The sequence below is a fragment of the Acinetobacter sp. 12966 genome, from assembly GCF_031196995.1.
Lineage (GTDB): Bacteria > Pseudomonadota > Gammaproteobacteria > Pseudomonadales > Moraxellaceae > Acinetobacter > Acinetobacter geminorum.
The window spans coordinates 86,062-98,788 of sequence record NZ_JAVIMC010000135.1; the positions used below are offsets into that span (position 1 = coordinate 86,062).

General features: G+C 37.5%; 11 protein-coding genes. 10 read left to right on the top strand and 1 reads right to left on the bottom strand.

Annotated elements, in window-relative coordinates:
• Positions 1-54: 54 nt before the first annotated feature.
• The 7 genes from RFW85_RS18600 to RFW85_RS18630 all read left to right on the top strand — a co-directional run bounded on the left by RFW85_RS18600 (position 55) and on the right by RFW85_RS18630 (position 8,847).
• The gene (locus RFW85_RS18600; RefSeq protein ID WP_108010603.1) at positions 55-246 is read left to right on the top strand and encodes a hypothetical protein; all 192 of its coding nucleotides are present in this window, start codon (positions 55-57) and stop codon (positions 244-246) included.
• 927 nt (positions 247-1,173) lie between these two features.
• Entirely contained in the window at positions 1,174-2,235 is a 1,062-nt protein-coding gene (locus RFW85_RS18605) for an HlyD family secretion protein (RefSeq protein ID WP_032062983.1), read from the top strand.
• 24 nt (positions 2,236-2,259) lie between these two features.
• Positions 2,260-3,807, top strand: coding sequence for a DHA2 family efflux MFS transporter permease subunit (locus RFW85_RS18610; protein ID WP_057070849.1), 1,548 nt, complete (start codon positions 2,260-2,262; stop codon positions 3,805-3,807).
• Between the two features lie 187 nt (positions 3,808-3,994).
• On the top strand, positions 3,995-4,783 hold the full coding sequence (locus tag RFW85_RS18615) for a hypothetical protein (protein ID WP_170248859.1): 789 nt from the start codon (positions 3,995-3,997) through the stop codon (positions 4,781-4,783).
• Positions 4,780-6,366, top strand: coding sequence for a GH3 auxin-responsive promoter family protein (locus RFW85_RS18620; protein ID WP_170248844.1), 1,587 nt, complete (start codon positions 4,780-4,782; stop codon positions 6,364-6,366). The genes RFW85_RS18615 and RFW85_RS18620 overlap by 4 nt, the downstream gene beginning before the upstream one ends.
• Entirely contained in the window at positions 6,363-7,691 is a 1,329-nt protein-coding gene (locus RFW85_RS18625; protein WP_216076557.1) for a TolC family protein, read from the top strand. Before RFW85_RS18620 ends, RFW85_RS18625 begins: the two co-directional genes overlap by 4 nt.
• Positions 7,684-8,847, top strand: a complete 1,164-nt coding sequence (locus tag RFW85_RS18630) for a hypothetical protein (RefSeq protein ID WP_170248845.1) — start codon at positions 7,684-7,686, stop codon at positions 8,845-8,847. Before RFW85_RS18625 ends, RFW85_RS18630 begins: the two co-directional genes overlap by 8 nt.
• 168 nt (positions 8,848-9,015) lie before the next feature.
• Here the strand turns inward: RFW85_RS18630 and RFW85_RS18635 are convergent, their stop codons facing one another.
• Positions 9,016-9,456, bottom strand: a complete 441-nt coding sequence (locus tag RFW85_RS18635) for an HD domain-containing protein (RefSeq protein ID WP_170248846.1) — start codon at positions 9,454-9,456, stop codon at positions 9,016-9,018.
• Positions 9,457-10,265: 809 nt separating this feature from the next.
• Between RFW85_RS18635 and RFW85_RS18640 the strand changes: the two genes are divergently transcribed.
• The 3 genes from RFW85_RS18640 (at position 10,266) to RFW85_RS18650 (ending at position 12,727) form a co-directional block, all read left to right on the top strand.
• A complete protein-coding gene (locus tag RFW85_RS18640; RefSeq protein ID WP_170248847.1) occupies positions 10,266-10,814 on the top strand; it encodes a TetR/AcrR family transcriptional regulator in 549 nt (182 codons plus the stop codon).
• 583 nt (positions 10,815-11,397) lie between these two features.
• Positions 11,398-12,111, top strand: coding sequence for a hypothetical protein (locus RFW85_RS18645; protein WP_309171780.1), 714 nt, complete (start codon positions 11,398-11,400; stop codon positions 12,109-12,111).
• Positions 12,112-12,232: 121 nt separating this feature from the next.
• Positions 12,233-12,727 carry a phage antirepressor KilAC domain-containing protein gene (locus RFW85_RS18650; protein WP_170249797.1) on the top strand — a complete coding sequence of 165 codons (495 nt, stop codon included), beginning with the start codon at positions 12,233-12,235 and terminating at the stop codon, positions 12,725-12,727.

Consider the following 12,727-nt stretch of genomic DNA (forward strand, 5'->3'; position numbering starts at 1 on the left):
ACCATACTTGTTTCAGTTAAAATATGCTCAACAGAATTTTATTGACTTAAATTAATGCAAAATCAAAATGATCCAATTCATAATATAGAGCAATTAGATGCTGAAAATGAGCAAAAGCAAGAAAACTCGGTGCTTAATTCTGTAAATCCTGATCCAGTTGATGTAACAGACTTAATTATTGAGATCGGGAAAGATGTAGTAGATTTTGCATCTTCTATTTTTGATAACATCGATATAAATTTTTGATTTTTGAGCTATCTATAGTGAGTTTTACGCAAATATGGAATAAGAAATTTAATGTCACTTTGTGATCTTGCCACTATAAAGAAGATTAGAAAATTCTTTAATGACAATTTTGAGCAATCCGAAACATTACGAGTGTGGCAAGCAGAATTATAAGAAGTTGCTGTGATAATTTTAAGATTTAATAATTGCTAATGGAGTAACTCTAGAAGAAATTTTTAGTGATTTAAATCAGTAAAAAATGATCCGTAAATTGTCTAATTTCTAAATAAAAAAGAGTTAAAAGTAACTCTTTTTTAACATTAATTTTATTTTTTTATAATATTGGCTTCTTAGGCGTATGTTGGGTTTGGATTGTGGGATTCTATATTATTTTACTTAATATAATTAATCAAAAGTTGTCGAAATAGTCTTTTGATAAGTGCTTTTTACTATTTTGACTAAGTCAGAATATTTATATTTTATCCTTCTATTAATATTATAAAATTTCTCTACAACTATTTAGTGATTACATAGATCTTTAAATAATTCTACTTAATTAATACAAATAGAAGGTTAATCTTTAATGTTAGTGAAATAAATCTCTTTATGTGTTAGCTTTTTTTAAATAAATTTAATTTTAGTAATTAATTGATTTTTAATAATAATTTTTATTTATTTAAGCTGTTTTTGTAAGCGGTTATTTGAAAAAATATAAAATTACATAATTTTTAAACATAGTTTATATAACTTGCTTTATTGACATAAATAGAAAAAATATCTGGCAAAGAAGTCAATGATATTTAATTCACTTAAGAACCATAATTTGCACCAAATTTTACGATGTCACGATTCATTGAATAAAACCAAGTGAAAAGTTACGTAAAAAAGAAATCAATAGTTTTATTGACTTAAATAAAAAATCGAATATTACAAATAAGCGGAATGAATATGGATAACGTAGCTCAGCTAGAAACTGATACTAATTTCCAAAGTCGAAAGAAAATAACTTGGGGTGTTTTTAGTGTCCTACTGTTATTTTTAGTTGCTGGTATCTTATATTATTTTTTTGTATATCGATTCTATCAATCTACGGATAATGCTTATGTGCAAGCCGATGTCACTTGGGTGATGCCAAAGATTTCAGGCGAAGTGATGGAGTTATTAATTAACGATAATCAGGTAGTAAAAAAGGGGGAAACTTTAGCAGTATTAGATCACCGCGATTATCAAGCTCGTTATGACCAAGCTCGTTCAGTAGTCAGCTTGAAAGAAGCTGCACTGGGTGTACAGCAGCAAAATGAAAAGTCTGCCAAATCTTCAATTATTGAAGCTCATAGTGGCGTAGTGGCAGCACAAGCTGATTTAACTCGTTTAAGAAAAGAGTTTGAGCGTTATCAAGATTTATTAAAAGATGGGGTGATTACCCGACAAAACTTTGAAGGGGTTCAGTCTCAATATTTAACGGCCCAAGCTCAACTCAGCAAAGCGCAAGCCGCCGTAAATGCGGCAGAAGCTCAGTTGGGGAGTTTACAAGCGAGTCGAGCGCAGCTTCTAGCAGATATTCAAAGTGCCAATGCAAACTTAAACCTGTATCAGGTCGATTTGGCTTCATCAAAAGTGGTCAGTCCTGTAAACGGTAAGATCGGTAGCCTTGCAATCCAGAAAGGCTCACGTGTTTCTCCGCAAACCCGCTTAATGGCGATCATTCCTGAAAATAGTTTGTATGTACAAGCCAACTTCAAAGAAACTCAAATTGAAAAAATGCATATTGGTCAGAAAGTTAAATTAAAACTTGATGCCTACCCAAGCCTGACCTATACCGGAAAAATTGAAAGCTTTTCACCAGCTTCAGGCGCAACTTTTTCACTTATGCCACCAGACAATGCCACAGGCAACTTTAACAAGGTTGTTCAGCGTATTCCTGTGCGTATTGCCATAGATTCAAGCCCACATATTGATTTGATAAAACCCGGAATGTCGGTGAGTGCCACCGTTGACCTAAGAACTTAATAATAAAATTTTAGGTAATAACAAATGAATAAGCACCTTGAGGCCGAGTGGAGATTCCCAGCAAAAACTGCATGGGCAATTTTTGCTGCCATGATTTTTGGCAACTTCATGGCGATTCTTGATATTCAGATTGTGGCGAGTTCTCTAAACGAAGTTCAAGCTGGTATGAGTGCAAGTCGTTATGAAGTTACTTGGGTGCAAACGGTTTATTTAATTGCCGAAATTATTGCAATTCCAATGTCGAGTATTGTCTCGCGGGTGCTTTCAACACGGGTGTATTACACCATCTGTGCAATTGGTTTTACCGTCAGTTCTTTACTTTGTGCTTTGGCATGGAATTTAGAAAGTTTATTGGTTTTCCGTGGCATTCAAGGTTTTATGGGCGGCGGCATGATTCCGACCTCCATGACGGCGTTGTACTTACTTTTTCCAGAACCAAAGCGCTCATTGCCTTTGGTGATGTTTGGGATGATCAGCACTTTGGGGCCGGCCATCGGCCCAACCATTGGCGGTTGGCTCACAAATAACTTTTCGTGGCACTGGATGTTCCTGATCAATATTATTCCAGGCATCATCATTGCTACGGTCATTTACTCAGGCCCTAATATCGACCGTGCCAACTACTCACTCATTAAAAGCATGGACTGGTTTAGCCTGATTGGTATGGCGATGTTTTTGGGTGGACTTGAATATTTCCTTGATGAAGGCGCACGGCATGACTGGCTTGCAGACACAGGTGTTCGGATTGCGTTTATGATCTGTGTTGTGGGTGGCATGATTTTCTTCTCTAGAAGTTTTACCCAGCCAAAGCCTTTGCTCGATTTGTCCGTATTTAAAAACAAAAATTTTACCTTAAGTGCCATCACGACTTTTGTGATTGGCATGGCACTCTATGGCTTGGGTTACATGATTCCCGTGTTTCTTGGGCAAGTCCGTGAAATGAACAGTAGCCAAATTGGTCACGTCATGATGGTGACAGGTATTGTCATGTTCTGCTTTGCGCCGTTTCTTGCATGGCTCATTCCCAATTTTGATACCCGAAAAACGGTATTTGTTGGAATGATTCTGGCGGGCTTTGGTGTTTGGCTTAATTCACACCTCAGCATTCATAGCGATTACGACTTTATGTTTTGGCCGCAAATTTACCGTGGTATTGGTCTCATGATCTGCCTGATTGTGGTTTCGCATTTAGCCATGAGCACTTTGCCGCTGAGTAAAGTAGCCGATGCCAGCGGTATTTATAACCTGATGCGTAATATTGGCGGCGCGGTTGGACTAGCTCTCATTAACTCATCTTTAGATTGGCTCACTGCGCTTCATGTCACCCAGATTAATCAGGGGATGACACCGCAAAACTGGATTTTTACAGAAAGACTCGATCAACTCACGGCGCAATATCAGGAAGTCGGTGCAAATGCTCAGCAAATCGCGCTGAGTGTGATTTACCGCGACATTCATTTTCAGGCACTGACCTCTAGCTTCAATGATTTATTACGGATGCTCGCAATCATCATGTTTGTGACCGCATTTTTAACCATCTTTATGGATCGGGGGAAGAAAATGAATATGTAGATATTAAAAAATAAAGGCAGCTTTCAAAGAATGAAAAACAATAGGGCATATCAAAACGTATCCCTTCATAGAAAAAGAACATTGATCTGAGTTTTCTAAAATCGGTTGATGAGATCGGGGAACTCACAAATTAGAGGTGGAAGGTTAAAGGATTATGATTAATACAACGTATAAACTAATTTCAAAATTGAACCTGAAAAACACGACTTATGGTCAATATTTTGAAAAAGAGCAAATCGATACTGAGCGATTAAAAGTGATGTATTCCATTTACGAACAGTATTATGAAAATACGAGATTTTCTATTTTCGTAGATGATTTCCAAAATAAAAGCGGTGCGATCTTAATTTTTGATTCGGAAACAGATGAGATTGTCGGTTTTTCGACTGTGGTGGTGCAGCATTTCTATTTAAATGGTAAAGACTACACCGTGTTATTTAGCGGAGATACGGTCATTTTGAAGAAGTTTTGGGGTACGCGTAGTCTGCAAAGTACCATGCTCAAACTGATGATTAAGCTTCGAATCAAATATCCATTTAACGAACTCTATTGGCTCCTCATTTCTAAAGGTTATAAAACCTACTTACTGCTCGCCAATAACTACTATGTCTATTACCCAAATATTAAAGACGAAAACCAGCATCTTTCCGAAGTCGTTGAGCACTACTGTGAAAAATTCTTTGGTGAATACTACGACCGTGAAGCGGGCCTTTTAAATTTTGGTGATGACTATCAACCATTAAAAGGTGAAGTCGCACCGATTACTGCCGAAATGAGAGAAAAGAACCCAAATATTCATTTCTTTGAACAAAAAAATCCGACATGGAAAGCAGGTACTGAACTGCCGTGTATTGGCCGTCTTGGTTGGAAAGATATTGCCCGTTTCCCTGTGAAACTAATGACTAAACCGACCAGTAAAGGAAAGTTTGAAGCATGCGTAACCCATAAAACAAAACGTAGAGAGGCCATCCAATGAAATCTAATGAATGGCTAACTTTGGGTTCACATCTGATTCTAAAAAAATGGTGTGATGCATCTGACCGTAATTTTCAAAAACAATTTAATGCCTTAGAGACCACGCAACGTCAAATTTTGCATTCGATATTACAAACCTCTACCTTTGCCCAAGAGAAGAAAGTTCAAAACTATGAGCAGTTTGTAAAAGTATTTCCTGCAACACGTTACGGCGCATGGCGAGAAGACATTCAGCTTTACCGTGAACAAAAGCTTTCACTCTCGAGCAGTAAACTGGTTCGTTTCCAGCCGACCAGTGGTTCGAGTGAGCAAATCAAGTTTATTCCATATACCAAGCTGTTTTTAGATGAACTTGACCATGCAATTGCGCCGTGGATGGCAAGTTTATACCGTAAATGTCCACAGCTCAGTTCGGGTACGCATTATTGGTCGGTGTCATGGTTGCCTGAAAGTCAGCGTGAAGTTTTAAAAGACAAAAACCTAAATGATGATAGTGCGCTACTTGGTGTAGGTAAGCGAATTTTGTCAAAGTTTACCCAAGCCGTTCCAAGTAATGTTGCCTTTGCCGCCAATGCTGACGATGCACTGTTTGCCACCATTTGTTATTTGGTCGCAAACCGTAACTTAGCCATGATTTCGGTATGGAGTCCAACTTTTGCGCTGCAATTACTTGAACGTTTGGAGTTACTACAGCAAGACGTGATTGAGGTTTTACAAAGTGGTTCATGGGGTAACCGTCAGGCTTCATTAAAAGAAGTCACTGCACCGCGTAGCTCTGAAAGTGCTCAAGCTTTAAGTAATGCTTCAAACGGCGCACAGATTGACTTTAAAAAACTCTGGCCAAAGTTAAGTCTGGTGTCGAGTTGGGACACCGCAGGTTCAAAAGCTTGGGCCGAAAAATTAAAAGAAAAATTACCCAGTGTTCAGTTTGAAGGCAAAGGCCTATGGGCGACGGAAGGTGTAGTCACCATTCCCTATAACGATCAATACCCACTGGCGTATCAAAGTCACTTCTATGAATTTGAATATTTAGAAGGCGATAAACAAGGTCAAATTATTCCATCGTGGGAACTTAAACAAGGTGATGTGGTCAGCCCACTGATTACTTCTGGTAATGGCTTACTTCGCTACTGTTTGGATGATTGCTTACGCGTGACTGGCTTTATCGAGCAAATTCCGTGTTTTGAGTTCCAAGGCCGCCGTTTTGGTGTAGATCTGGTCGGTGAGAAACTTGCACCTGAAACTGCTCAACAGTTGTTGTCTCAATTAAATGAAACGGAATCGAAAGCGATTTCTTTACTGGCGATTGATACCGAGCAACAGGTTAAACCATTTTATTGCGTGCTTTTTGAAGGCGACATTCATCACAGCATTAGCAATGAATATATCGACAATATCTTACGTCAAAACTTCCATTATGAACTTGCTCGAAACTTGGGGCAGCTTGACCAGCCTCAAATTCGCCAAGCCAATAATGGCTGGAATGCGTACAAAAAACTGGTCATGTTTGATGGCATTATCGAAGGCAATATCAAGCCTGAGCCACTCAAGAAAGTCACCCTGAATAGTTTGGAACAACTATGAAAGGGATGAAGCCATTTAATACGCGGTTTTTAACACTTCGACACGCCTTATATCTAGGCGTGTTGTTGGTGTCGAATACACATGCCATGACTTTAGATGAGGCTTTGTCAGCTAGTTTAAGGCATGAAAGCCAGCTTGAAGTGAGCCGTTTAAGTGTGAACCAGTCCACCGCTATGCTTGAACAGGCCAAGCAACGTGATGGACTCAAAGTTAATTTAGTCGGGCAACTTGACTATGAAAGAATAAATACGCCTTCACACGTCTTGTTTCCAACCGAAGGAAACCGTAAAGGACGAAGTTTGCAATTGCAGGCAGATTATCCGATCTATACTTCTGGGCGACACCTTTTAGGAATAGATGTTGCCGAAAGTCAGCTTTCAGCCCAAAACCAAGGTTTATCAGATCAACGATCAGAAACCATTTTAAATACCGTAATGGTCTATACCGACGTATTAAAAAAGAAAGCGATTTTAGAGCTTAGACAAAAGACCATGGCAAATCTACAACGATCTTTATATGAGTCAAAGCGCCGTTTCGACGTGGGAATGATTACCCGTGCAGACTTAGCTCAGGTGTTGGCACAAGTCGCGCAAGGTCAAGCCGATATTACACAGGCGCAATCTAACTTGACCGTAAGTGAAGCTCAGTTTTACCAAGTAACGGGTGTAACGCCTGAAAATCTTGTTGCCATTAAACAACTACCCGCTATTCCCGCTAACCTAGATGAAATTTTGGCGCAAACGAAGAATCATCCGGCTTTAATGCGGGCCAAATATGAAAAGCAGGCCGCCGAAAAACAATATGCTCTCACCAAACGCGAACTCTGGCCAACGGTCATGCTCACCAGCCGTGCCGGAAAGCAAGATGAGGCAAGCTATATCGGTTCGGAAAGTAATAACTATATGGTTGGGGTACAACTTAATGTACCGCTCTATGACGATGGCTTAAATCGGGCCAATGTTAAAAAAGCACAGGCCGATATTGATTTGGCTCACCAGAAAATACGAAGTCTTGAACTAGACTTAAATAAGCGTACACGTACCACCTATGCGCAGCTTCAAACCATTCGACAAAATAAAGAGGCATTGGCAAATGCCATAGAGGCAGCATCTATTGCCTTTGTCTACACACGTAAAGAGTTTGATGTTGGCACCAAAACGACATTTGATTTGCTGAATACAGAGCAAAAGTTACTTGATGTACAAACCCAAAAAACAGTGAATGACCAAGATGAAGTGATGTTTGTCTATCAGCTACTCGACCAAATGGGACGTTTAAATAGTTTGGTTCCCCCACAGACTGCACAACAGGTGAATAATGAATAAAACAAATACACCACTTGCTGACAATACCCTCATTACCCGTGAAGCAACTCTGGCAGATGATCAGGCTTTGCGAGAGTTAATCGCAGTACCCATGACCACCAAAGGCATACAAATTAGCTTTCAGCGCGAACCAAGTTATTTTAGAGCGTCTGACATTGTCTATCGACATAAGCTGCATGTTGTGATTGAAGACACCGAAAGCCAAAAGAATGTCGCTTGTTATAGCAATGGTCATCGTCCATGTTATGTTGATCGGAACATTCAAGACTTACGATACGCTGGGGATTTGCGAGTAGACCACAACTATCGGGGGAAATCACTGGTTAAGGTTTTGGCAAAGCATGTAAAACAAACCATGCATGAACCGAACTATAGCCAAATGATTATTTTTGATGATAACCATGCCGCACGCGCCGCTATACAAACAGGCAAAACGGGAATGCCTGATTATTATGATGAAGGACTTATCGAAACATTAAGCCTGACTGACTTAGGCGCAAAAAGAAAAATCACGGCTTTTTTAAAGCAAGTTGATAAACAGATTGATCTTCAAGAGATTCGTACATGTGTTGCTGAAGCTCAGCACGTGAAAGCCATGAATCAGTTTATTAGCGACATGGCAGAGTTTTATAACTTTATTCCAGCTTATAACTTTGAAGAACTCGCCCAAGGGCATCAGTATTTTTCAGGGATAAAACTTTCAGACTTTTCACTTTATTTTAAAGGTGAAAAGCTGGTCGGCATGTTTGGCTTGTGGGATCAGCATAGTATTAAGCAAACCAAAATCTTGCATTATAGTTCAGCCATTGGTGTGCTTAGACCCGTTTATAATTTATTGACTCCGCTAACTAAATGCATGCGTTTGCCTAAACTTGGCGACTCTATTAAGTATCACGTGTTACACACCTTAATGTGCCATCCAGAAGATTTGGCTTTGCACCATAAAATGCTCGAAGATGCCTATAACAAGTCAAAACAACAGGGCGTTGGTGTGGTGAGCTTTACACTTTCACATAAAGATCCGCGCTATCAGTTAAACCAGTTTTATAAAGGTGAACGCTTAACGGGAATGCACGGTTTTATTAGTTATGAAGGCGACCCACAACCCCATTTTGATAAAAACTTAATTCCATATTTAGAAGTCGGGCGTATTTAACTCTAAGATAGGTTCGCCGTAGATCATAAATGCGCAAAAAATTGCTCAATTCTTAAGTCAGTTAAATAGGATTGAGCAAAAATCTTTTTTTTAAATGATAAATTTTGATTACGTTACAAAATCAAATTGATCGTATTATATTTTATAAACCTAGCTAATTCGACCTTTTCATTCCAACCTATCTTGGGCTGTTGAAACAATTAACATAGTTTGAAGATAATAATCTACACGTGAGTGATTATTGTCCTTATGTGAGTTATGCGCATTAAAGGCTGCATCATGAAGTTTCACGATTCGAGCGATCGGATTCAAACTACAACGAATTAAATATTCTTCACGTGTTTCACTTTCCCGTTTAGTTAATGCATCAACGGCATCACGGACTTCTTTTCCGAATATGCTTTCGATTTTGTCTAGGGTAAGAGGTGTGTCTTCAACGCTATCGTGTAGAAGGGCTGTAATGATATAGACTTCTGAAAATCGGTGCTCAATTAATGAGTTGACCACGCCTTTAATATGGTAATCAAAGTAATCATGAGGACCATACTTTTGACCTTGATGCGATTCTTTTGATAATTTCTCTGCGAGTTCAACTTTATTTTGAGTCATTTTTTGCTCTTATCACTTTAAGTATATGACGCGGCCTAATGTGTGAGATGGGTCGCTTAAGTCATAATTTTATACTGGATAGCGACTCTTAAAAACATCTCTTAATAACAGTAGTGTCTCTTTTTATTTATTCATGTTTAGTTGAGGTGGGCCAATCCAGCCCTTAAGTTTTTGAAATTTTAAACTTTAACTTGATGATATAAGGGTAGATTAAAAATATTACTTAAGAATTTCCTTAATTATGTAATTAAATGAAAAACAATAATTATTTAAATATTTTCTAGCCAATTTCACATTGACACCTTAAATATTGAAGATTACCATTTGCGGGCTGGCCTACATTGCCAGTCGGTTGTCGCAGACCGTTTAGTAAAGTGCATCAGATTATTCCTTCTGAGGAGTATTCTTGTGTATATCGATCGTCCCTCGCTTGTTGCGGTAGGACGAGTGAGGGACACCTTCGGGTGTGCTGATTCTTTACTATCAGTCTGCGAACCCTTGCTCGTTCTGCCACCATAATTCTAATGTCTTGGCAGAACTCCATATATAAGGAGTTGGCTTTGTACATTCATCATTTCATGGCAGCCATTGCCAAAAGCTATAACAACACAGCTTAAAACAATTAACGCAGCTTGATTGCCGTAAGGCTTTTTCAGGCTTTAGCTCGTTATTACTTAAAACTTAGACAATTAAACCTTGAGATGTGCTGCGCACAGTCTTTACGGCTTTGCTATGCCTTTTTTTCTCCCAAAAGGCAGCGGTTTTTATATCTCATTTATATACAACAATAATTTTATAACGGTAAAAATATGCCAAAAATAGTTCTCCCAACACGTGCAGTACAAGTCGTAAATAAATCAATTGAGTTATTTCACTACAACGGGTTTCATCTGGTCGGCATCGACAGAATTGTGAAAGAGTGTGAAGTTACCAAATCGACCTTTTATAACTACTTTCACTCAAAAGAGCGGTTGATTGAAATCTGCCTAATTGTGCAAAAAGAGCGCTTAAAAGAAAAAGTAGTTTCAGTGGTTGAATACGACCGCGACACAAACGCAATCGATAAACTCAAAAAACTCTATCTTTTACATGCAGATTTAGACGGGCTTTACTACTTATTATTTAAAGCCATTTTTGAAACAAACCTAACCCATCCAAAAGCGTACATAACCGCCGTGCGATATAGAACATGGCTCACCAACGAAATATATAGCTTGCTTAGAGCACTTAACGCCGATGTTTCTTTTACTGATGCCAAACTGTTTTTATATCTAATCGAAGGTGCCATTATTCAGCGTTTAAGTTTAGGTGAGGTTGATGAGAGAGTGGTTGAGGTGTTTTTGAGGGGGATGGGGTGAGGGTATTTAGGTAATTAAGATTTATGCTGTAGAGCAGTTTTAGATATTTTTGATAAAACACTGTATAAAACTTAAAACAGTAGATAGATTAATTTCTCTGATTATCAAGTCCTACTTAAGTGGCCAAATAATACAGGAATATATAATAGAAAAGATACCCTATATCTGCATCAAAATGGGGTATAGTTTACGAGTGGAGTAATAGTTGGAAAGAAAAATGAAGTTGAGTAGATCAAAAATTATTATAGGCATATTGATTACAACTTTAATAATCTTATGTTTGATCAAATTCAATATTACAATTGATTTTAATGATAAATATGTACCATTTTTTGTTGGTATTATAGTGTCGATAACAAGTCTTATTAGTGTATGGGTAACAAATTTCTTTAATAATAAACATAATTTTTTTTCCCATTCTTTACAGTTGATTAAAGCCATTTCTTTTTCTCTAAATTGGTTTTTAGAGTCTATAAATCTACTTTGTAATAGTTACAGATTGATTTTCTTCTTTTATATACAACGATGCCACATGTTGGGGTATATTTTGTATATGTGTAAAATTAAGTAGTAGCTAAGATAAATGATGGATTTTTACGAAATTGCTTTCGATGAAGATTATGAAAGTTACAAAATTAATTCTGAAAACATAACTGTAGAACTATCAGTTTTTCAATCTTTGTGGGGGGCTTGGGAAAAGTTTGTAGAAATTTTTTATTTTCAACTTTATATGGAGAACAAAGAAAAGAAAATTAATGAAGATGAAATAAAAAAGCTTTTAATTAAACTCTTTTGGGACAGTGTACATTCACATTTATTAGGAGATGAATATCTTGGTGATCAAAAGAGAGAGCAGTTTTTCCACGATGCATTAGGACAGAATGAAAATACGCAAGAAACTTTAGATTTTTGCTTAATGCATGTTATTGAAATTATCTGTAAATATGCATGTGATGCCTATCTTCATTATTGTGATAAGCCTTATGATATGGGTTATTTATATTTTTTAAATGAGGCAAATTATTTTAGAGGTTTATTAGTTGCTAGTCATGCAGATAAAATGACTGGCAAGCAAGAGCTAAAGGATAAAATGATAGATCTAGCAAATAAGAGACATGCTGAAAAAAGGAAAAAAGATAATAAAAATTTACAAGAAGTTAAAAAAATATGGGACGGATCAAATTGGAAAAGTTATACGGAGTGTGCAAATGAAATTCATCGTAATCAACTAATAGAAGAAGAAAATTATAGAAAAATATATGATTTGGTCTCAAAAGCAGCAAAAAAGAAAAAATAATTTTACAAGTGCGCCGCATTTTGTACAAAGTGCGCCGTATTTTTCACTACAACGTAGTAGCTGTTTTAAAGTTTCAAAAACTGAAATCATACTAGCCTCATCCCCATGATGAGGCTTTTTTATGAGTATTACAGTTTTAAAAAATGATTCATTAATAAATTACTTTTCTGATGACGCGGTAGCAACAGGGCAAATTCAACTGACCGATCCAATGCAATTACTAGCAGATCCAAATCTTTTACGTAATGCTTTACTGACTTATTCAGAAAAAGTGATTGAGCTAGAGCACAAAGTTGAAGTTATGCAACCTACAATGGAAGCATTTGACCGTATTGCCACAGCCGAGGGAAGTATGTGCCTAACTGATGCTGCTAAAGCTCTACAACAAGAGCCGCAAAAATTTAATAAGTGGCTTCACATGAATGACTGGATTTATAAACGTAATGGCAGCAAACATTGGGTTGCCTATCAAGAGAAAATTAAAGCGGGATATTTAGAACATAAAGTAACGGATATCCAGTTGCCTGATGGAACGATCAAAATCACAGAGCAGGTGAGAGTAACACCAAAGGGATTAACCAAGCTTTCAAAGCTTCTAGGAAACAACAATGCATAA

Bases quoted from the DNA above. Each gene is read 5' to 3' on its own strand.
- RFW85_RS18600 (WP_108010603.1), top strand. From the start codon at position 55: ATGCAAAATCAAAATGATCCAATTCATAATATAGAGCAATTAGATGCT.
- RFW85_RS18605 (WP_032062983.1), top strand. From the start codon at position 1,174: ATGGATAACGTAGCTCAGCTAGAAACTGATACTAATTTCCAAAGTCGA.
- RFW85_RS18610 (WP_057070849.1), top strand. From the start codon at position 2,260: ATGAATAAGCACCTTGAGGCCGAGTGGAGATTCCCAGCAAAAACTGCA.
- RFW85_RS18620 (WP_170248844.1), top strand. From the start codon at position 4,780: ATGAAATCTAATGAATGGCTAACTTTGGGTTCACATCTGATTCTAAAA.
- RFW85_RS18625 (WP_216076557.1), top strand. From the start codon at position 6,363: ATGAAAGGGATGAAGCCATTTAATACGCGGTTTTTAACACTTCGACAC.
- RFW85_RS18630 (WP_170248845.1), top strand. From the start codon at position 7,684: ATGAATAAAACAAATACACCACTTGCTGACAATACCCTCATTACCCGT.
- RFW85_RS18635 (WP_170248846.1), bottom strand. From the start codon at position 9,456: ATGACTCAAAATAAAGTTGAACTCGCAGAGAAATTATCAAAAGAATCG.
- RFW85_RS18640 (WP_170248847.1), top strand. From the start codon at position 10,266: ATGCCAAAAATAGTTCTCCCAACACGTGCAGTACAAGTCGTAAATAAA.
- RFW85_RS18645 (WP_309171780.1), top strand. From the start codon at position 11,398: ATGATGGATTTTTACGAAATTGCTTTCGATGAAGATTATGAAAGTTAC.
- RFW85_RS18650 (WP_170249797.1), top strand. From the start codon at position 12,233: ATGAGTATTACAGTTTTAAAAAATGATTCATTAATAAATTACTTTTCT.